At 69.9% G+C, this 19,765-nt stretch carries 19 protein-coding genes; 8 read left to right on the forward strand and 11 right to left on the reverse strand.

Features of this window, described 5'->3' with window-relative positions:
* A partial coding sequence (locus FGF04_RS00145; protein ID WP_149509104.1) for a transposase occupies positions 1–192 on the forward strand: 192 nt, incomplete at its 5' end.
* A 236-nt stretch (positions 193–428) separates the two neighbouring features.
* Here the strand turns inward: FGF04_RS00145 and FGF04_RS00150 are convergent.
* From FGF04_RS00150 to FGF04_RS00165, 4 genes are all read right to left on the reverse strand, one after another.
* Complete coding sequence (locus FGF04_RS00150) at positions 429–4,340, reverse strand: WD40 repeat domain-containing protein (RefSeq protein ID WP_188113903.1); 3,912 nt, start codon at positions 4,338–4,340, stop codon at positions 429–431.
* Between the two features lie 630 nt (positions 4,341–4,970).
* Entirely contained in the window at positions 4,971–5,222 is a 252-nt protein-coding gene (locus FGF04_RS00155) for a type II toxin-antitoxin system RelE family toxin (RefSeq protein WP_149509106.1), read from the reverse strand.
* Positions 5,219–5,473, reverse strand: coding sequence for a type II toxin-antitoxin system Phd/YefM family antitoxin (locus FGF04_RS00160; RefSeq protein WP_149509107.1), 255 nt, complete (start codon positions 5,471–5,473; stop codon positions 5,219–5,221). The genes FGF04_RS00155 and FGF04_RS00160 overlap by 4 nt, the downstream gene beginning before the upstream one ends.
* A gap of 71 nt (positions 5,474–5,544) precedes the next feature.
* On the reverse strand, positions 5,545–6,081 hold the full coding sequence (locus tag FGF04_RS00165; protein ID WP_149509108.1) for a TetR/AcrR family transcriptional regulator: 537 nt from the start codon (positions 6,079–6,081) through the stop codon (positions 5,545–5,547).
* 75 nt (positions 6,082–6,156) lie between these two features.
* Here FGF04_RS00165 and FGF04_RS00170 point away from each other — a divergent pair, with 75 nt between their 5' ends.
* From FGF04_RS00170 to FGF04_RS39845, 4 genes are all read left to right on the forward strand, one after another.
* Entirely contained in the window at positions 6,157–7,206 is a 1,050-nt protein-coding gene (locus tag FGF04_RS00170) for an aldo/keto reductase (protein WP_149509109.1), read from the forward strand.
* Between the two features lie 56 nt (positions 7,207–7,262).
* Positions 7,263–8,297 (forward strand): SDR family oxidoreductase, encoded by a 1,035-nt coding sequence (locus FGF04_RS00175; RefSeq protein ID WP_149509110.1) that lies wholly within the window; start codon positions 7,263–7,265, stop codon positions 8,295–8,297.
* Positions 8,298–8,331: 34 nt separating this feature from the next.
* The gene (locus FGF04_RS41965; protein ID WP_408055569.1) at positions 8,332–8,508 is read left to right on the forward strand and encodes a hypothetical protein; all 177 of its coding nucleotides are present in this window, start codon (positions 8,332–8,334) and stop codon (positions 8,506–8,508) included.
* A gap of 305 nt (positions 8,509–8,813) precedes the next feature.
* Positions 8,814–9,239: a hypothetical protein gene (locus tag FGF04_RS39845; RefSeq protein ID WP_188113904.1), complete on the forward strand. Its 426-nt coding sequence runs from the start codon at positions 8,814–8,816 to the stop codon at positions 9,237–9,239.
* 132 nt (positions 9,240–9,371) lie between these two features.
* Here the strand turns inward: FGF04_RS39845 and FGF04_RS00185 are convergent, their stop codons facing one another.
* Together FGF04_RS00185 and FGF04_RS00190 are read right to left on the reverse strand one after the other, a co-directional pair.
* Positions 9,372–9,836 (reverse strand): hypothetical protein, encoded by a 465-nt coding sequence (locus tag FGF04_RS00185; RefSeq protein WP_235882102.1) that lies wholly within the window; start codon positions 9,834–9,836, stop codon positions 9,372–9,374.
* A 395-nt stretch (positions 9,837–10,231) separates the two neighbouring features.
* On the reverse strand, positions 10,232–10,930 hold the full coding sequence (locus tag FGF04_RS00190; protein WP_149509111.1) for an ANTAR domain-containing protein: 699 nt from the start codon (positions 10,928–10,930) through the stop codon (positions 10,232–10,234).
* Positions 10,931–11,411: 481 nt separating this feature from the next.
* On the opposite strand from FGF04_RS00190, the gene FGF04_RS00195 reads away from it, so the two are divergent.
* Positions 11,412–11,759, forward strand: coding sequence for an STAS domain-containing protein (locus FGF04_RS00195; protein ID WP_149509112.1), 348 nt, complete (start codon positions 11,412–11,414; stop codon positions 11,757–11,759).
* A 362-nt stretch (positions 11,760–12,121) separates the two neighbouring features.
* Here FGF04_RS00195 and FGF04_RS00200 read toward each other — a convergent pair whose 3' ends face one another.
* A complete protein-coding gene (locus FGF04_RS00200; RefSeq protein WP_149509113.1) occupies positions 12,122–13,207 on the reverse strand; it encodes a pentapeptide repeat-containing protein in 1,086 nt (361 codons plus the stop codon).
* A gap of 953 nt (positions 13,208–14,160) precedes the next feature.
* Positions 14,161–14,991, reverse strand: a complete 831-nt coding sequence (locus tag FGF04_RS00210) for an SDR family oxidoreductase (protein ID WP_149509114.1) — start codon at positions 14,989–14,991, stop codon at positions 14,161–14,163.
* 186 nt (positions 14,992–15,177) lie between these two features.
* Here FGF04_RS00210 and FGF04_RS00215 point away from each other — a divergent pair, with 186 nt between their 5' ends.
* Positions 15,178–16,062, forward strand: coding sequence for a helix-turn-helix transcriptional regulator (locus FGF04_RS00215; RefSeq protein WP_149509115.1), 885 nt, complete (start codon positions 15,178–15,180; stop codon positions 16,060–16,062).
* A 38-nt stretch (positions 16,063–16,100) separates the two neighbouring features.
* Here the strand turns inward: FGF04_RS00215 and FGF04_RS00220 are convergent, their stop codons facing one another.
* The 3 genes from FGF04_RS00220 to FGF04_RS00230 form a co-directional block, all read right to left on the reverse strand.
* A complete protein-coding gene (locus FGF04_RS00220; RefSeq protein WP_235882103.1) occupies positions 16,101–16,400 on the reverse strand; it encodes a hypothetical protein in 300 nt (99 codons plus the stop codon).
* A gap of 285 nt (positions 16,401–16,685) precedes the next feature.
* Entirely contained in the window at positions 16,686–17,531 is an 846-nt protein-coding gene (locus tag FGF04_RS00225; protein WP_149509116.1) for an aldo/keto reductase, read from the reverse strand.
* 170 nt (positions 17,532–17,701) lie between these two features.
* A complete protein-coding gene (locus FGF04_RS00230; protein ID WP_149509117.1) occupies positions 17,702–18,082 on the reverse strand; it encodes a DUF2267 domain-containing protein in 381 nt (126 codons plus the stop codon).
* Between the two features lie 240 nt (positions 18,083–18,322).
* Between FGF04_RS00230 and FGF04_RS00235 the strand changes: the two genes are divergently transcribed.
* Positions 18,323–19,747: an NAD-dependent succinate-semialdehyde dehydrogenase gene (locus FGF04_RS00235; RefSeq protein WP_149509118.1), complete on the forward strand. Its 1,425-nt coding sequence runs from the start codon at positions 18,323–18,325 to the stop codon at positions 19,745–19,747.
* The last annotated feature ends 18 nt before the right edge of the window (positions 19,748–19,765 follow it).

Below are 19,765 nucleotides of genomic sequence, written 5' to 3' on the forward strand. Positions count from 1 at the left end.
GGCCAGGCCGAACTCCCGGCCTGGAAGGAGGAACACAATGCCTCGCACCGCAAGGTCCGCGCCCGCGTGGAGCACGTCTTCGCCCGCATGAAGGGCTGGAAGATCCTCCGCGACTGCCGCCTGAAAGGCGACGGCGTTCACCACGCCACGCTCGGCATCGCCCGCCTGCACAACCTCGCCCTCGCCGGGTGACGCAGAAACCAGCAGGTCACCGAGCATGCCGTAGATCATTTACGGGACAACCCTTAGCCATTACGGCATATCCACCCCTGTACGAACCTGACCAATCCCTACGGGTATTGCCTGTTCGCGGAGTTGGAGTTGCGTCGCGCCCCGGCCCGGCCCGCTGTCGGCTGTCGGCTGTCGGCTGTCGATTGATGGACTGATGCGTCAGGTGGAGACCGGGCCCGGGGATGTCGCGTGTGGTGTCAGCGGGCGGTGGGGCAGGGCGGGTTGTGTGCGAGGGCGGGGAAGTAGCGGCGCCACTCGGCGGGTGTGATGCGAGGGTGCGCCAGGGTGCAGATCCGCGCTGTCGTCGCCTGAGGGCGGGTTGGCCACAGCCGGGCGGTCCGGTCCTCGCTTGAGGTGAGCAGCGTGCCGCCGTCCGGGGTGAACGCGACGGCGAATACCTGGCCGGTGTGGCCGGTGAGCACGGCGTTTTCCTGTGGATGGCGCAGGTCGCTGACGTCCCACAGGCGGGCAGTGCTGTCCTGCCCGGCGGTGGCGAGGGCTCGGCCGTCGGGAGCGAAGGCCACACCCTGGACGCCACCGACATGGCCGGTCAGCCTGGCGAGCGGGCGGGGCCGGTCAGGATCGACAACGTTCCACAGCCGTGCGGTGCCGTCGAGTCCCACAGTGGCCAGGGTGCGGCCATCGGGGTCGAAAGCCACGGCCTGCACGGTGTCACCGTGCCCTGCCACGACACCCAGCCGTCGCGGCTTCGAGGGGCGGCGGACGTCCCACAGGTGCACGTCGTTCAGGATGGCGACGGCCAGCACGCTGCCGCGCGGGCTGAACGCCACGGAGATGGAGCCGGCGTCCTCTTCCAGTACGCCGACGGCCCGCGGCCGACGCGGGTCGCTGGCGTCCCAGAGCCGAACCCGGGGGACGCCACCTCCGGCCGCGGCCATCAGGTCGCCGTTGGGTGAGAGCGCGACGGTCCGCACCTCCACGCCGGTCCTGATGGATGCCACGCGCACGGGTCGGGCGGGAGCCGTGACGTCCCACAGTTTGACCGTGGTGTCGATGTTCCCGGTCACCGCCGTGCGGCCGTTTCGGCTGAACGCCACGGCTTCGACCTGCCCGGTGTGCCCGGTCAGGGTGGCCAGCGGGACAGGTCGCCGCTCGGGGCCGTGGATGTTCCACAGCCGTGCGGTGGAGTCGTCGCTGCCGACGATGGCAAGGTGTCCGTCCGGACTGATGGCCGCGGCCGCCAGGGCCTCTCCGTGGCCGCCCAGCACCGCTCCGGGTATGCCGGTGAGAGCGGCGGTGTGATCTGAACTCGCCGAGGCCAGTGTCCGGCCGTCCGGGGTGAATGCGAGGGACCAGATGGTGTTGGTGTGAATGGCGAGATGTCCCAGCGGGCGGGGTCGGCGGCGGTCGGAGAGGTCCCACAGCTGTACGGCCCCGTCGTAGTCGCCGGTGGCCACCGTCCGGCCGTCCGGGCTGAAGGCGACGGAGAGGACGGGCGCGGTGTGCCCTTTCAGCGGAGTACGTACAGCAGGCTCGGCAGGGTCGGAGACGTCCCACAACTGGATCTGGTGGTCCGCGCCGGCCGCCGCGAGCGTACGTCCGTCGGGGCTGAACGCGACCCCGGACACCGCACCTTCACGCGCGGGCAGCCAGGCCGCTCGGCGCGGACGGCGGGCGTCCGTCACGTCCCACAGCGCGGTACGGCCGTCCTCCGATGCGCTCGCCACCGTCCGGCCGTCCGGGGCGAAGGCGACCGCGCCGACGGTCGCCGTATGACCTGTCAGTGACTTCAGGCGGCGCGGGGAGCGCGGGCGGGAGACGTCCCACAGCCCTACGGTGTTGTCCGCGCTCGCCGTGGCCAGGGTCCGCCCGTCCGGGCTCAGCACCGCACGGAAGACCGCCTGGCGGTGCGCGGGGAACCCGATGAGCAGCTCCGGTGTGTCCCCTGCTGTGGTGTCCCAGATCCGGACCGAGCCGTCGTACGCACCGCTCACCAGGATCCGGCCGTCGGCGCTGTACGCCAGCGACTCGATGTCCTCCGGCTGATCCCCGGGGACGGTCGCGACCGTCTTCGGGCGGTGGGGCCGGGTGACGTCCCAGATGCGGATCTTGCGGTCGTCCCCTCCGGTGGCCATCCGCCGGCCGCCGGGGGCGAACGCCACGGTGTTCACCTCGTGACGCATACGGGTCGTCATGGGCGTGGCGAAACTGCTCAGCAGCGCGCCCCTGGCGGCACGTGTGGGGGACAGGCGGTACGCGGCCAGGCTCAGCTGGGCCGCCAGCGCGGGGTCGACGCGGCGCAGGTCGGCGGCCTCTTCGGCGACTTTCTCGGACAGGGCGCGATCCCGCTGGTCGCTCGCCGACCGCTCGGCCCGGACCGCGACCACGGCCGCGATGAGAGCCAGCACCAGCAGCACCGCCATACCGCCGGTGACCTGACGGGAGCGGCGCGTGCGCCTGCGCTCGCCGCCCATGCTGGCGGCGAGGAAGGCTCTCTCCAGCTGGTTCATGCTGCTGCCGTGGCGCTGCGTCCAGCTCTGAGCGGCGGCGAGCCGGCCGCCGCGGTAGAGCATCTCCCGGTCGCGGTCGAACTCTTCCCAAACGGCGGCTGCCTCGGTCAGTCTGCGGTGGGTGAGCAGGTCTTCGCGGTTGTCGGCGAGCCATCCGCGCAGTCGCGGCCAGGCGCCGATCACCGCCTCGTGGGATACTTCCACGCTGTCCGCGCCGTGCTCGCCGAGAGTGACCAGTCGTGCGGCGGCCAGTGTGTCGAGCAGTCTGTCGACGGTGCCGGGGTCAGCGAGTCCGGTCAGCTCGGCCCGGGAGATCCGGCGCCGGGTGTCCTCGGTCCCTTCACCGAGCGCGGTCAGCCGCAGGAAGACGGTGCGCAGCACCTCCCGTTCCCGCTCGTCGGCCGACGTGTACACCGCTTCCGCGCTCTGGGCCACCGCGCCGTGCAAGCCTCCGCTGGCCTGGTAGTCGGCCGTCCGCAGTGCCGGTCCGCCACCTCGCAGCCAGGTCTGGCGCAGTACGTGTGACAGCAGTGGAAGGGATCCGGGCCGGCCGTCGGCCTCGGCGAGCAGGGTGCCGACCAGGTCCGGATCGACGGTCACGCCCAGGTGCGTGGCCGGTCCGGTGACGATCTCACGCAGCTCGGCGCCGGACGGTGCCGCGATGGGCAGTTGTCGGCTCTCGCGCAGCACGGCTGCGAGGCCGGGATGTGCGCAGCAGTGGGCGTAGAAGTCGGCGCGAACGGCCAGCAGGACATGGACCCCGTTATCGGGGGCACTGCCCAGGGCAGCCACGGCGGTGAGGAACGCGTCCCGCTCGGCCGCGTCCGGGCACAGCGTGAACACCTCCTCGAACTGGTCGATGACAAGCAGGAGTCCGCCGTCCGGCGAGCCGTGTCCGGCCCGCCGGACACTCAGTTCGGCGCGGAGGGCAGTCGGGTCATCGCTGAGGCGTGCGGCCAGTGACTGAGCCGCTTCGTCGTGGTACCTGCCCGTTTCCCGCCTGGTGGTCTTCGGCAGGTCTGCGGGCGAGTCCGTTACCGGCGCCCGGTCAGTGTGCTCGTCACGCTTGACCTGGGCCGGTCCGGCCGCATCGTGGGTTAAATGCACGGTTGCCCGGGCCAGTTCGCTCAGGGGCCGGGCGCCTGGCGTCAGAAGGCAGTGACGCAACCGCGGTCGTAGCGCCGGCAGTACCCCGGCATGGATGAGCGAGGATTTGCCGCTTCCGGAAGCCCCGAACACCGCGGTCAGCGAGGTCTGGGCCGGGCGCTCGACTGCCAGGACGGCCTGCTCGACCAGCTCTCGGCGGCCGAAGAACACCTCGGCGTCCTGCTCGGTGTAGGCGGCCAGTCCCGGGTAGGGGCAGGGCGGTCTCTCGTCGGCAGCCCCCTCGGGGGCCTGGTCGGGCACGTCACGGTTCAGCGCCTGCGCGGCCGCAAGCCACCGCGCCTCCCATTCACCCACATCGCCGCCGCAGGCCCGCACATACGCGAGGGTCACCTCCAGCGTGGGGAGCCGGTCCCCCTTGGCCGCATCGGCCAAGGTGCTTGCCGCGTAGTGCGCTCTCTTCGCCAGGACCCGATAGGCGGGCGAACCCGCGTGTGCCCGTAACTCCCGCAGTCCCCATGCCAGTTTCGCCACAGGACCGGAGTTTCGGTCGACGGGGCTCTGCGGACGGCCCGCCCGCGGCCGCGGGCTCCCCTGTGATCTCTCCATTCGTTCCCCCTGATGCTGTCTCGGTCGTCGGTCCGCCTGGTCCGCCGTACTCCCGTACGGCAACGGACGCTAACCAGAATCCACCGCAGGAGCGGACGACGGTGCACCAACCGAGCTCATAGTGTGAAGCCCCAGCCGGGCGGCCCCGATTGTCCATGGTGACCAAGTACCGCTGCCGGACAATTCACTGCTGTCGCGCCTGCCCGCAGGTGCAGGCGCAGTCGGCCAGCCCCTGCACGAGCGCCCCGACCGCGGCCTGCTGGCCCGCCCGGGCAACCGGCCACCGGCCAACCCCTGCACCTGGTGCGATGATCCTCTGGCCTCCTCCGTGCCCCGGGGGCCGCCGGGGCACGGGCGTATGCCGCACGTCCTGTGGTTGTCGGTGCCGGGTAAGACCATCACCCCGTGACGTGCTGAGCGGCAGGGGGCGGTTGTGGCAGTTGAATGGGATCGCGGCGGGCAGCCGGTGTTCGACCGGATCGTCGAGGCGGTGGTGCACCGCGTATGAGGGGTCGGACCATGGTCGGTGCGGTCCCTCATCATCTGTTGCTGGTGTCAGCCGAGGCGGCCGATGTGGATGACCATGATGGTGACGGTGGTCTCGGTGATCTCGTACATGACCCGGTAGCGCCCCACGTGCATCCGGCGCAGGTCCGGGGGGCCGTACGCGGTGCTGCCTTCGGGCCGGGGCTGGTCGGCGAGCAGGTCGACGGCGTCCATGAGCTGGCGCAGCCCGTCGGCGTCGTCCTTGAGGAACCGGGCGGCCGCGTCGATGGCCGGCTCGTCCCAGACGATCGAGTAGGTCACCCGCGCTCCAGACCGAGCCGGGCACGCACGTCATCGTGGGGCACGGCCACGGCGGCGCCGGCGGACTGGCGCTCGCGGTACCTGGCCAGGGCCAGAGCGTCCTCCAGATCGGCCAGTTCCTGGGGGTTGATGAGCACGGCCGCGGGCTGGCCGTGGTCGGTGATCGTGATGCGTTCGCGGGCATGGGACGTGCGACGGACCAGTGATCCGAACTTCGCCCGCGCCTCGGTGATCGGCAGCGTGTCTCTCATGTACAGAACTGTACACTTCACGCGCCCGCACGGCTTCTTTATCGCGCAGAGATTTGCCGCACGCACGGCCCCTATCTGCGGGCGCCCAGTCCGTCGAGGATGAGCGCGAGCATGTGGGACGAGCGGTCTTCGGGGCCGGGGGCGGCGCGCCACAGAGCGCCGGTGAGCTGGAGGAAGTCGCGCGCATCGGCGTCCGCGCGGATGGTTCCGTCCTCTTTGCCTGCGTCGAGGAGTTGCGTGATGGCGGCGATGACCGGGCCGTAGCTCTGCTCGCTGATCGCCTGGTGGGCACCCGGACTGAGGGCGTCGCCCAGGCCGTGCTTCCTGCGCATGGCTTCGACGAGGTCGGCGGTCCAGTGGCGGAGTGCCTCCAGTGGCGGCATCCGCTCCAGCAGGCCGGGCACGGTGGCGATGATGCGGGCGACCTCGTCCTGGTAGACGGCCAGGACCAGTGACTCGCGGGTGGGGAAGTTGCGGTACAGGGTGCCCGGGCCGACCCCCGCACGCTGGGCGATCTGGTTCATCGACGTGCTGCCGTCCGCCGCGAGTGCCTCGCGTGCGGCGGTAAGGATGCGTGCCCTGTTCTCGCGGGCGTCCGAGCGGACCACGGGACCTCGCTTTGCTAAGTGGAGAACTCTCCACTACCTTATGTGGAGACCTCTCCGCATACTTTAAGGAGCGTCATGCGGTACATCAAGCTGGGCACCACCGGCCTCGACGTGTCCCCGATCGCCATCGGCGCGATGTCTTACGGCGAACCCGACCGGGGTCACCCCGTCTGGTCGAAGGGCGAGGACGAGGCGCGCCCGCTCATCAGGCACGCGCTGGAGGCGGGGATCAACTTTTTCGACACCGCCAACATGTACTCCAACGGGTCCAGCGAGGAGATCCTCGGCCGCGCGCTCAAGGACTTCGCCGACCGCGACGAAGTGGTGATCGCCACCAAGCTGCGCCATCCGATGCGCCTGGGACCCAACGGCCGCGGCCTGTCGCGTAAGGCGGTCATGACCGAGGTCGACCACTCCCTTCGCCGCCTGGGCACCGATCACATCGACCTCTACCAGATCCACCGCAACGACCACTCCACCCCCTGGGAAGAGACCCTCGAAGCGCTCCACGACGTGGTGAAGGCCGGAAAGGTCCGCTACCTGGGCGCCTCGTCCATGCACGCCTGGGAGTTCGCGAAGGCGCTGCACCTGCAGAAGCGGCACGGCTGGGCGCGGTTCGTGTCGATGCAGAACCACTACAACCTCCTCGCCCGCGAGGAGGAACGGGAGATGATCCCGCTGTGCCTGGATGAGGGCGTGGGCACGATCATCTGGTCGCCGCTGGCCCGAGGCCGCCTCGCCCGCGCCTGGAACGACGCCCGCTCCACGGTGCGCTCCGAAACGGACGGCGCCTACGCGGACCTGCTCTACTCGCCGGCCCAGGAGGCGTCCAACCGCGCGATCGTCGACGCGGTCGGCCAGATCGCGCACACCCACGGCGCCAGCCGCGCCCAGGTCGCGCTCGCCTGGCTGCACCACCAGCCGGCCGTCACCGCGCCACTGGTCGGCGCCGGCTCGATCCGGCAGATCGACGAAGCCGTGGCCTGCCTCGACATCGAACTCACCGACGACGACATACGCGCCCTGGAGGCCCCGTACACCCCCCGCTACGACTGGCAGGGCGTCTCGGACGAGGCCGAGATGGAGACCATCCGTCAGCGCGTGCCCGGCATGGCCCTCGCATGAGGACCGTCGCGTGCCCCAGCCCCCTGACATGCGAGTGGCGAACTGAGGAGAAGAAGATGACACAGGTACTGGTCACCGGCGGAACAGGATTCGTCGGCAGCTGGTGCGTCCTGGCCCTGCTGGATGCCGGACACACCGTACGCACCACGGTTCGCGACCTGCGACGCGAGCCGGAACTGCGCTCCTGGCTCCAGGCAGCAGCGCCCTTCGACGACGACCGGCTCACGGTCGTGCGCGCCGACCTTGAGCACCCCGACGGCTGGGACGACGCCGTCGCCGGCTGCGACTTCGTCCTGCACGTCGCCTCGCCGACCCTGCGCCACACGCCGGCGAACGACGACGAACTGGTGGTCCCCGCGCGCAAGGGCGTCCTGCGGGTGCTGCGCGCCGCCCGCGACGCCGGTGTCCGCCGGACCGTCCTGACCAGCGCCTTCGGCGCCGTCGGCATCGGGCACCCCAAGCGTACGGCTGCGTTCACCGAGGAGGACTGGACGAACGTCGACGCCGACATCCCGCCCTACCAGCGCTCCAAGACGCTCGCCGAGCGCGCCGCCTGGCAGTTCGTCGCCGACGAGGGCGCCGGCATGGAACTGGCGGCAATCCACCCGGTGGGCGTCCTGGGACCGCTCCTCGGACCGGACGACCCGCCCTCCCTGCGCCTGGTGCGCAGGATGCTCGAAGGCCGGGTCCCCGCCTGTCCTCCCTTCGCGATGGGCTTCGTCGACGTGCGCGACGTCGCGGACCTGCACGTGCGCGCGATGACCGATCCGGCGGCCGCCGGCGAGCGCTTCCTCGCCATCGCCGGGCACAGCCTGCGCGTCCTGGACATCGCACGCATCCTGCACGAGCGCCTGGGCGAACGCGCCGCGAAGGCCCCGACCCGCGAACTGCCCGTGTGGCTCGCACGCGCGCTGGGCACCGTGAACCCGGAACTGCGCCTGCTCAGACACCAACTCGGCCAGGACCTAGACGCCACAAGCGCCAAGGCGCAGCAGCTCCTGGGATGGCGGGCACGTCCCATCGAGGACACCATCGCGCAGACCGCCGAGAGCCTCCTCGCCCACGGCATCGGGGCCAAGACCGGCCCGTAACACCGTCTACGGACCCGTCCTCGCCGAGGAGGACGTGATCGGCACGAAGGTCCGCGCGCTGGCCGAGCGCGGCGCACCGCGGGACCTGATCGACGTGTTCGCCGCCTCCCGGTGCTGGACCACCGCCGACCTGGAGGAGTTCGGCCGCCGCCACGCCCGCGGGCGCTTCGGGAAAGAAGACCTCCAGGCCAACCTCGCCGGCGCCGAATAGATCGACAACGATTCACCGCCTACGGTCTCGACAACGAAGCAATCGCCGTCCTGCGTACCTGGGCTGTTCAGTGGGCCGATGACCTCGCAGCCCGTCTTCATGCAGCCCGTCTTCATGAGGAAGAAGCCGACCAGGCCGACACCGACCGACCCGGCCCGGCAGCCCGTAAGCCCTCTCCCCCGTCCCTGCGGCAGAGTTGAGCGATGCGGCTGGCCCGAGAGCGGGACGGCCCTGTGAGATGCCTCGATGGGCCCCGAGCCGGTGACCGACAGCCCTGGCGGACGCGGGGCCTGGATGGACCGCTGGTGGTGCCGCCGGCCACCGCGGTGCTGTTGGAGCACGTGCTGGCCGGCGGCACCACCAGCGAGGTGTTCAACACCAGCGGCCAGATCGTCGGCGCCCTGGCCGTGGCCGTCTTTGGCGTACTGATCTCCGGCACGGCCAGCTTCTGGCACGGCCTGCGTGTACATCGGCCTGGTCCTGGCCGCTGTCGTCGCCCCGGCTGCGGTGCTGACCGCCACCCACATGGTCACCGCCCGGCGTGGCGCCTGACCCTGTCCACACCGGCCGTGGCACCCATAGCTCACTGCCCCATCGCCCATGGCTGCGGCGAAGGACGTACGCGGCCGGGGCGTAAGCACGTCGGACTGGTTGACGCTGAAGAGGCCACGCTCGGGGCGTTCCTGGACAACAGCCGGCGCCGGGCAGCTGAGCTCAGCCCGGAACGGTGAGCGGCGCTCGCTGAGCTCGGCATGCGCTGGTAGCGGGTGCTGTGACGCTGTAGGACGCCCCGCACCTGAGCTGAAGCGCGACAGGTGTCACCAAGGCAGGTGTGTTGTCGCCGAGGTCGGCGGCCATGTCCTTTACCGAGAGTCTTGTCCGCCGGCCCCGGAGTCGTGTCCCCCAGTGGGCCGATGCAGTCGGCGCGCCGGAAGCCGTGTGATCGCGGCGCTCACCGCCAGCCCGAGCGTGACACCGGCAGCGGCGGCGGCACTCTGCGCCCAGAGGTCGTCGAGGGAGCCGGGCAGGACGGCGCTGGTGAGCCGGGTGGCGCCCCACAAGACTGCTGCCGCGGCCAGTGCGGCCGGCCAGCGGTGCCGTACCCCGTCGCTGATGTCGTCGACGATATGGAAGAGGAGCAGCAGCGCCATGAGGTGGCTGCCGCCGAAATCATCGTCCCAGTCGAGTGCGGTGAGCCCGGCCCCGAAGGCAAGCACGAACAGCCAGAACCCCACCAGTCGCCGGACGGACGTGGGTGGCTGTCGCCTCGCACCACGCGGGAGCCAGAAGAACGGTGGGATGTGCTGGCCGATCGCGTACTTCTGCATGACTCGCGTCCTGATCCCCCGGGGTAGCCGACTCCTGTCGGCGCTCAGTAAGAGGACGCGCAGGAACAGGACGCGGTTGTGGTGAAGTGTCGCCGCATGGAACCGCCTCAAAGAGCCAGAGGCTGTCGGCCTTCGCTTGTGGGGACAGAAGGGCTGCCGAGTGAGCAGGTGAGGCAAGCCGTGTGCTTCGCCGGTGACCACCAGGCCGCTTTAACCGGCCCTGTACACCGGTTCTTCTGCCTCCCCTGGCGACAACTTCCGCGCTTCGGCTCAACCCGCAGTATGACGAGTACGGGGCTCCCTACACGGTGAAGGGACCATCTCCGCAGGCGCGGGGAGCAGGTCTGCAGACAGAAGATCATGGACCGGTCGGCGAGAGCGGTGTCGTGGCCTGGTCAGTCGGTGTCGCCGCCCGTCTCCCACAGCAGTTCGCGACGCAGGACGGCGTGGGCGGTGTCGGTGAGGGACAGGCGGGAGATGTAGGTCTGGGCGCGCAGCCGATCCAGGGCTTCAGGCAGCGGGATGCGCAGTCGTGCACTGAGCATGCCGGTGGCCTGGTGTACTTCGGCCCGGTGCAGGCCCACCCCGCCGGGAAGGCCGTCACCCTCGCGGTCGCCGACGGTGGCGGGCCAGTGGTTGAGGACGTACTCAGCCAGAGCCTCGGCAACCAGCCAGCCGTTGGCCGACTGCCGCTCACCGAGCAGGCCGGGGGTGCGCCGGTAGCCGGTCATCGTCCCTACCTCAACGGCTCCGATGTGCACCGGCCACACGAACAGCGCCGCGATCCCCAGCAGCGTGGCCTCAGTGGCGTACTGCGGCCACCGCTGCGCCAGGGCCTGCTCAAGGTCAGGCACCTCGCGCACCGAGCTCTCGTCGTCGAGGAGCAGACCCGGACCCTGGCCCAGGACGAACTGGAGGTCCTCCAGGCGTTTGCTGGTCGCATCACTGAACCACACCAGCTCCCGACCCACCGAGATGGTGATGCCGCCCAGGCCCAAAGCCTGCGCGCAGGCAGCCGCCCACAGCCGGCGCTCTTCCTCGTTCGCTGTTGTGTGCAGGCTCTGCAGGAGTTCCTTGACCGAGTCGCCCCTCACCCCGTGCCGCTCCCCTCTCCACATCCCGGCAACTACCTTGTGCGACACTGCGGTTACAAGTCGCATACAGCCCAGGACAATAAGCGGCAGGCTCCATGACAGCCCGTCGGCACGAGGGTGTGTGATTCGACTACACCCATGACATCACCCAAGCGGCAACCACCCGCCGCAGACACCGCACACAAAATGACCATGGGCAGGCAGACCCGGCAGAGCGGCCTGCTGCGCGACAGAGCCTCAGCTCGCGCCCGCCCGGCTCCCACTGGGCTGGGCGGGCGCAGCGGCCCGCGCCCGGCGACGTCATCGGCAGGCGCGCACGGTGAAGGCTGACCGGCACCGGGCTGATCGTTCACGCGGGCCGCTTCGCCCTGAACTGCGCCCGGCTGCGTACGGTGACCGCAGCGGGGTACGCAGCCAGTAGCCTCCTGCTTCAGGATTCCACCGCGGTGTCTTTTTTGAGGGAGACGGTGAGGAGAGTGTTGTGCCCGATGCTTCCATCAAGACGACCGCCTCCGGCCGGTACCTGGTGGCAAAAGTCAGCGGCGAGATGGACCACGCCACCGGTCCGGTGCTGCGCCCGCAGTTCGAGGAACTGCTCTGCCAGGACAAGGACTCCGTCGTGCTGGACCTGTCCGACGTCTCCTTCTGCGACTCCGTAGGACTCAACACCCTGATCAGCATCTGGCGAGAAGCCGAGGAGAACGGGACCGAACTGGTGCTGGCCTGCACACCCGGACCGGTGCAGCGGATTCTGCAGATCACCGGAGTCGATCAGCTCCTGCCCCACTACGGCACCGTCACCGACGCCACAACCGCCCTTGGCCACTGAAGCCTCCCTGCGGCGCTCAACCGGCCGCCCCTTACCGGCCCTGCGAACCACCACGGCCACGCAAGGACTCCCCCGCACCCGCGGGCAATGCGGGACGCGAAGGACACCTCACCATTGCGCGCAAGCACGTCGAGATGAACGACAGAGAGGCCGAGCAGGAGGCCATGAAACTCGGGGCGTTCGTGGACAACAGCTGGCGCCGGGCCGCCAAGCTCAGCCCCGAGCGGGACGGCGCTCGATGAGCTCGGCATGCGCGGGTGGAGCCCGGAGCGAGGGCTGCGAACTTCCCACAGCCCCTGTTCCGGGAATGTGTGCAGCGGGAGGCACAGGCGACTGATTCGACTTTCCCTCGTCTGCAGCGGTCAGGACAGCCAGGCGGAGGGCAGAGTGACCGTCGCAGAAGCAGAAGGGCCGACTGCGTCCTGAAGCCCGGTGGGAGGGTGACCGCTTGCGCGGTCGAAGTTCACCGTGCCTCCGGAGAACACCACGCTATGGAAGAGCACCGTGCCGCTTGTGAACTCCGCGCGGTCGAAGTCCACCATGGCTCCGGAAAACACCGTGCTGTGAAACAGCACGGTGCTTCCGGAGAACTCAGCCTGTTTGAGGTTCACCGTGCCGCCGGAGAAGGTCGCGTTCATAAAGCTCACTACGCCGCCCGAGAACACCACGTGGTTGAAGAGCACCGTGCCGCCGGAGAAGGCCACATTGTTGAAGTTGATTGCGGATCCGTCGGAGAGTTTCGCGCCACTGAAGTTGACCATGCCGTCGGAGAACTCCGCGCCTTCGAAGTCCATGATCCCGTCGATGGTGACCCCGCGTAGGTCCAGGTCGCAGTCCTGCCAGGAGCGGTGGGTTCCCCGGGGGCGCCGGTAGTGGTCGCCGATCAGACGCAGGACGGTATGGCGGACGTTGCGGGCGGCGAGGTAGCGGTGGTGTTCGGCCTGGTCGGCGGGGTCGTTGCCGGGGTCGGGGGTGAAGGGGAGCTGGAGGTAGGCGCACAGGACGTCGACGCAGGTCTGGCGCAGGCCCTGGTCGGGGGCGTCGTCGGCGAGGCCGGCCAGGGCGTGGACGCCGCCGAGGCGGACAGCCGGGGAGTCGGAGCCGAGGTGCTCGACTGCGGTGGTGAAGCGTTCGGTGTGCAGACGGGTGGCTTCGCGGTGCGCGCCGGCCTCGTCGACGCGCTGGCGGCGGTAGGCGACGACCAGGGCGACGAGCGCGCCAGAGCCGGCAACCACACCGAAGGAGAGTTTCATCAGGTCGAAGAGCGTCTTCGCATCCAGCTGCGCGGTGGTGTCGATGGCCTGGAAGTCGAGCAGTACGACCAGGCCGTAAAAGACACCGCCTGCGGCCAGAAGTGCCGCGGCGAAGGTGAGGGTCAATGCCCGACCGACCCCCCACAACCGCAGCTGCCGCTCATTCACCGCTCGTGGCTTTCGACTGATCGTCATGACGATCAGGACAAGGGATGGAAGGCCATGGTTGCAACTGGCCTGACGAACCTGGGTAGCGGGCGACGTTCTCACGCCGCATGGTCCGGTCCGCCTGCTCGATGCGCTCCAGGTTCTTGCGGGAGGGCGTGCGGGTGTGGCCTGCCAGGCGCACAGGGTAGGGCCGGTGACACTCAGGCTGGCGGCCGGGCGGCATCGAGGGCATGGGCGGTACAGGTTGGGGGCGACGGGGACACCGGTCCAAGGAGCTTGGAATCTCACCTGCCGTATGGGAGGTGCCCTGTACTCGCGGGCTGGCGAGTACAGGGCATCCTGCTGGAGAGCGGCTGGGACCACGTGAGGTCAGCGGGTGGGGAGCCACCATTCGAGGACGGCGCCGATGGATCCGGCGAAGCCGAGAACCGCGCGGTGGCCGGCTTCGTGCCACAGCTTCCGCGAGGGCTGGGAGTGGGTGGGCGTGGTGGTCGCTACGGAGCAGGGGGTACCGAGCAGATCCTGGCCCAACTCGCCGACCAGGTGTGAGCCGCGCTCAGACCCTTCCCGTGCTTGCGGATCGACTGCTGGATGCAGGACAGGATCTGCTCCTCGCCCTCCGTCAGATGCGCAGGCCGCCGGCTCATCACCGCGCCGCCCCCTCCTACGGTCCTACGGGCGCACCTGACGGCGCAGCTACGCACACACGGGATGATCACGTCCGCAGCCGGACGTGATCATCCCGTGTGTGCCAACTACGTGAACAGCAGTCACGATCAGCAGGGCGACGGCTTGAGTGTGGAGCAGGTGGCGGACAAGGTTGCGGAAGCCGAGCGGCGCGAGCGGGCCATCAGTGCCTCAGGGATCCGTACCGACCACCGCACCTACGACCCCCTTCTGCTGGGCCTCATCCGACCCCCTTCTGCTGGGCCTCATCGCTGCCAACCCTCCCCGGTAGTGGAGCACGGCGAGAAAGGCCATCAGGCTGCCCGGACCTCGCCCTTGAGGGACAACGACTCCCAGCGCGCCAGCTCCTCCAGGCGGGACCGGAGAGAGGCGCGGATGTGCTCGACCGCGTCGGCACCGACGGCCAGGCGCAGGGGCGGCTCGGCGAGGGCGGCGACGGTCATGACGGCGTCGGCGACGGCCTGGGGATCGCCGAATGCCTCCGGCGGCAGCGCGGAGAAGTCGGTGAGGAACTTCCCGACGGTGGGCGTGTAGGCGTCGGTGGGCGGCACGACGTGCAGGTTGGTCCCGAACTCGGTGCCGAACGTGCCGGGTTCGATGATCGTCACCTTGACGCCGGTGGGGGCCAATTCGTGGGCGAGGGCTTCGCTGATCAGCTKGACCGCGCCCTTGGAGGCCGCGTACAGGCCGGAGGACGGCCAGGCGAACTGGCCGATGAGGGAGGAGGTCTGCACGACGCGGCCCTGTGCGGCGCGCAGGGCGGGGAGGGAAGCGCGCAGGACCGTGAGGTTGGCCAGGACGTTCGTCTCCAGGACGGCGCGGGCCTCGTCGGCGCTGACGTCCTCGACGGCTCCGAACAGGCCGTAGCCGGCATTGTTGACCAGGACGTCCAGGCGACCGGCGGCACGGACGGTGTCGGCGAGGGTGGTCTCGGCGCCGGGGCTGGTGAGGTCGAGTTCCACGGCGGTCAGTGCTTTCTGCGGAGCGAAATCGAGAAGCTCCTGCAGGCGGTCCCGGCGTCGGCCCACCGCGATCACGTGGGCGCCTGCGGCGAGCGCACGTTCGGTGACGAGGCGGCCGAAGCCGGAGGTCGCTCCGGTAACGAGCCAGGTGGCAGAAGACATGGCGGATCCCTGAAGGGCTTGGGCGACCGAAGAATCGATCGCAGGTGACGAAGCCGGCTGGCTCCGTCACCAAGCCAAACCGCCCGAGCAGGATCCGGCGAGAGCGAAGGTGATCTCGTACATCCTGGGTCTGAGAGGGCTACCCATCTGCCGGCCCCCGCCACGCCGTGCGGCGATCCTTGTTCCATGGAGCGGAATGACAACCTCGCCGACTTCCTGCGCGCCCGCCGCGCCGCGCTCGAACCCCGTGCACTGGGCATCGAGGACACGACCCCGCGCCGGGTACCCGGGCTGCGCCGGGAGGAGCTGGCAGCCCTGGCGGGGGTGAGCGTCGACTACTACACGCGCTTGGAGCAGGGCCGGCCGATCACCCCGTCGCAGTCCGTGCTCGACGCCCTGGCCCGGGCACTGCGCCTGGATGACGCTGAGCGCAGCTACCTGCACGCCGTGGCCCACCAGCCCTCCGATCCGCGCCGCCCGGCAAGACGCACCCCGCAGAAGGTGCGCCCCGGCGTGCACGCGCTCCTTGCCCGGCTCGGAGACACTCCCGCGTTCGTCTTGGGCCGCCGCACCGACATACTGGCGACGAACCGGATGGCACGCCTGCTGCTCGCCGACTTCGATGCCATGCCGGCCCGTGAACGCAACGCGGTGCGGTGGATCATGCTCGACGAGACCGCCCGCGCGGTGTTCGCACAGAGCTGGGAGCAGGTGGCCGCTATGTTCGTAGGGACGCTGCGCATGGATGCCGCCCGTCACCCCGACGACACCCGCACAGCGGAACTGGTGGGCGAACTTTCCATGTGCAGCAAGTCTTTCCGCCGCTGGTGGGCGGTGCAGAAGGTCGTCCGCATCAGCCACGACACCAAGGTGCTGCACCATCCGGTCGCCGGTGAGCTGACCCTGCGCACCGAGGCCCTGACCTTCCCCGACGATCCCGATCAGACGCTGTTCGCCTTCCTCGCCGACCCCGGCTCCCGCACCGACGAAGCCCTGCGCCTGCTGGCTTCCTGGTCCGAGGACGCAGCGGATCCGCATCAACGCGAGCGCGGCCTGCACCACCGCGGGTAGTCGACAGTGGGCTTTCTGCTCGCCGCGTTCCCTCTTGTTCAGGTGTGGCAGGATGCTTCGGGGCTGAGTGTCGCTGCCGGTGAAGCCGTACCAAGGACGGTCTTCTGACCCAATTCCCGGCGCGCTTCCGCGACCGATGGCGCCGTGCGCTTCTTCTCGACGTAGATCTGCGTGCGGCGCTCGATCGCGTCGTCCTGCGTGGTGAAGCCGCCCTCCTCGACCTGCTTTCCCAGACCGTTGCGGAAGCGGACCGTGTACGGGTGCGGGCACCGCGTCGGCCTGGCACAGCCGCAGTCCTTGAAGAACGACCCCATACCGCGGGCGAGCTGTCGAGCCACGTGACGCGCCTTCCAGACGGGAGCCGGACATCTGCGCCCAGGCAACCCGCCGCGACGGTCACCAAGTCAGCAAGCCAGGACGCCCTCGCACCCGATGCTGACCATTTGCTGACCCGAGCGGCCCTACTACGCCTCTGACCTGCACAAACGCCCAGATACTAGATCTTGGACTTGAACATGGTGCGCAGCATGGAGGACTCCCGAAAGACGGCTCCCTGCCTGCTTTCTGCAGGTCAAGGGCTGGTGTCCAAGGTTACAGCGGCCCACCGTCGCCCAGCGGCTGCTTCAGAGGATCTCCAGGGGCGTGGGCCCGCGGGGCGGCAGGAACGCCTTGTCGAGGGCGTCGAGCGCCTCGGTGGGGAGGTGGAGGTCCAGCGCGCCGCGGTTCTCCCGCACATGGTCGGGTGATCCGGAACGCGGGATCGCAGCCACCCCCTGTTGCAGCACCCAGGCGAGGGCCACCTGGGCCGGCGTCGCCCCGAGCGACCGGGCCACGGCGCCCAGGGCCTGGGCCTTCAGCAGCCGCCCCTGCTCGATCGGGGAGTAGGACATGACCGTCACCCCGGCCTCCCGGCACCAGGGGAGCAGGTCCCACTCGATGCCGCGCCGGGAGAGGTTGTACAACACCTGGTCGACGGCCACGGCGTCGCCGCCCGGGAGCGCCGTCAGCTCGACCAGGTCGGCGACGTCGAGATTGCTCACGCCCCAGTGACGGATCTTCCCCGCCTCCATCAAGTCGGTGAATCCCGCGAGGGTCTCCTCAAGCGGCCACCGTCCGCGCCAGTGCAGCAGGTAGAGGTCCAGCCGTTCCGTACGGAGCCGCCGCAGGCTGTCCTCGCAGGCGGCGACGGTGCCCTTCCGGTCGGCGTGGTGGGGCAGCACCTTGCTGACGAGGAAGACCTCCTCCCGGCGTCCCCGGAGGGCCTCCCCGACGAGCTCCTCGGCCGCGCCGTCGCCGTACATCTCCGCCGTGTCGACGACGGTCATGCCCAGGTCCACGCCCAGCCGCAGCGCGGCGATCTCCTGTTCGCGCCGGGCCGGGTCCTCGCCCAGGTACCAGGTGCCCTGCCCGAGTGCCGCGATCCGCTCACCGTCGGGGAGCGTGATCGTTTTGGCCGATTCCGCCGTCATCCCGGACCTCCCGTCCGCCGCGGATCCGTGTCACGCGAATCCGTGTCACGCAGATCTGTGTCACGCGCACCCGCGCCGCGCCGAGTACCCGGGTCCGTGCCTCCCGAACAACCTGAGTCTCGTTCGGCACCGTCCAGGTGGTCTCCGACAGCCTCGGCGACGCGCGGGCGTCACCCGGCGGGTTCGAGGGCCTGGGAGAAGTCCGCTCCGAGCTGCGACATCATGTCGTTGAACTCCTTCTCGCTGACCGCCTCCCGGAGCACGGCCAGTACGGTCCGCACCCCCTTGTCGGCCTCCTCCTTCTTGAGCATGGTGCGTTCGGCCACGCGCCGCACGGTGTCGTGGTAGTCGAAGCGCTCGATGTGGTCCGTGCCTCCCCGGCGCACCGCGTCCGCGAGACGCTCGGGGAGTTCGGCGCTCAGGTCCCTGGCCTCGCCGGGGCTCAGCCGGTGGGCCAGCGTCTCAAGCGTGGCCCAGGTCAGGTCGGCCGCCTCCTGCCGGCTCAGTCCGGTGCGCTCGGCGACGGTACGTGTGAATTCGTGCTCGTTCATGCGTCGGCCTCCTTCGCTGCTGTGGTGCGACGAACGGCGCGGCCCCCCTGCCAGCCTGCCACGCCGACCCGGCCCGCGCCCGCGCACGGACGGCGGCGGCGACTCCCACCGCCGGTCCGGCGCTCAAGCGTTCACGGGGAGGGCCCGGGTGACAGGTTTTGTCACTATATAGGAGGAATCAGCGGGTGTGAGCGGGTCCGGCCGTGGGAACCCGGGGTGCCCGATCTCCAGGGAGGCGTCATGGACGCCCATGTCACTGCCGAGGGAAGCCCCATCGCCACGGTCAACCCGTACACCGGTGAAAGGGTTCGTGAGTTTCCGGCGCTGAGCACGGAGGACGTAAAGCACGCGATAGACGCGGCGCACAGCAGCTTCCCGGGCTGGCGTGGCCGGTCGGTGGCCGACCGGGGGGCTCTCGTGCAACGCGCCGGCCGGCTCATGAGGGAGCGCAAGGAGGAGCTGGCACACCTCCTGACCCTTGAGGTCGGCAAGCTGATCGACTCCAGCCGTGCGGAGGTCGACCTCGCGTCCGACATCCTCATCTACTACGGCGAGCACGGCCCCGAGCTGCTGGAGGAACGCCCCCTGCCGGTGCCCGAGGGCACGGCCGTGCTGGTGAACGAGCCGCTCGGCGTCCTGCTCGGTGTGATGCCCTGGAACTTCCCGCTGTATCAGGTCGTCCGCTTCGCGGGTCCGAACCTCGTCCTCGGCAACACGATCCTGCTCAAGCACGCGAGTAACTGCCCTCGGTCCGCACTGGCGATCGAGCAGCTGTTCACGGACGCGGGCGTGCCGAGCGGGGTCTACACCAATCTTTTCGTACGGGGCAGAGACGTCGGCCGGATCATCGACGACCCCCGGGTGCAGGGAGCGTCACTGACCGGGAGCGAGCGGGCGGGCACGAGCCTGGGCGAGACCGCCGGCCGCAATGTCAAGAAGTCCGTCCTCGAACTGGGCGGCAGTGATCCCTTCGTCGTGCTGGACGGACACCACCTTGAACGCACCGTGTACGCCGCGTTCCTCGGCCGGATGGGCAACACCGGGCAGTGCTGCGTGGCGGCCAAGCGCTTCATCGTCCTGGCCGACGTCCACGACGCCTTCCTCGCCGGGCTGCGTGACCGGATGAGCGAGGTGCACCCGGGAGATCCGGCCGACCCCGCCACCACGCTCGCCCCGCTGTCCTCCGAGGCCGCGGCCGAACTCCTGATGGAGCAGGTGCGTGACGCGGTGGACAAGGGAGCCGAGGTGGTGCTGGGCGGCGGGCGGCCCGACCTGCCGGGCGCCTTCGTCGAGCCGACCCTCCTCACCGGCGTCACCCCGGACATGCGGGCCTACCGGGAAGAGCTCTTCGGCCCCGTCGCCACCGTCTACCGGGTCGCCGACGAGGACGAGGCCGTGGCACTGGCCAACACCTCCCCCTACGGCCTGAGAGCCGCGGTCTTCGCCGCCGACCCGGGACGTGCTCGCGCGGTCGCGGACCGGCTGGAGGCGGGCATGGTGTGGATCAACCACCCGACCGCGTCCCGGCCGGAGCTGCCCTTCGGCGGCATCAAGCGCTCCGGCTACGGGCGCGAACTCGGCGACGTGGGCATCATGGAATTCGCCAACCGCAAGCTCGTGCGCTCCGTGGACGCCGATGCCCCGATCGCGGAAGTGCTGGGCTGACGTGCGAGCCGGCGGCAG

The organism is Streptomyces apricus (genome assembly GCF_008369065.1).
Lineage (GTDB): Bacteria > Actinomycetota > Actinomycetes > Streptomycetales > Streptomycetaceae > Streptomyces > Streptomyces apricus.

What these genes read in the sequence shown, in the direction of transcription:
- FGF04_RS00160 (WP_149509107.1), bottom strand. Translation starts at nt 5,473, where the DNA reads ATGAGAGACACGCTGCCGATCACCGAGGCGCGGGCGAAGTTCGGATCA.
- FGF04_RS00170 (WP_149509109.1), top strand. Translation starts at nt 6,157, where the DNA reads ATGCGGTACATCAAGCTGGGCACCACCGGCCTCGACGTGTCCCCGATC.
- FGF04_RS00175 (WP_149509110.1), top strand. Translation starts at nt 7,263, where the DNA reads ATGACACAGGTACTGGTCACCGGCGGAACAGGATTCGTCGGCAGCTGG.
- FGF04_RS00185 (WP_235882102.1), bottom strand. Translation starts at nt 9,836, where the DNA reads ATGCAGAAGTACGCGATCGGCCAGCACATCCCACCGTTCTTCTGGCTC.
- FGF04_RS00200 (WP_149509113.1), bottom strand. Translation starts at nt 13,207, where the DNA reads ATGACGATCAGTCGAAAGCCACGAGCGGTGAATGAGCGGCAGCTGCGG.
- FGF04_RS00215 (WP_149509115.1), top strand. Translation starts at nt 15,178, where the DNA reads ATGGAGCGGAATGACAACCTCGCCGACTTCCTGCGCGCCCGCCGCGCC.
- FGF04_RS00225 (WP_149509116.1), bottom strand. Translation starts at nt 17,531, where the DNA reads ATGACGGCGGAATCGGCCAAAACGATCACGCTCCCCGACGGTGAGCGG.
- FGF04_RS00230 (WP_149509117.1), bottom strand. Translation starts at nt 18,082, where the DNA reads ATGAACGAGCACGAATTCACACGTACCGTCGCCGAGCGCACCGGACTG.
- FGF04_RS00235 (WP_149509118.1), top strand. Translation starts at nt 18,323, where the DNA reads ATGGACGCCCATGTCACTGCCGAGGGAAGCCCCATCGCCACGGTCAAC.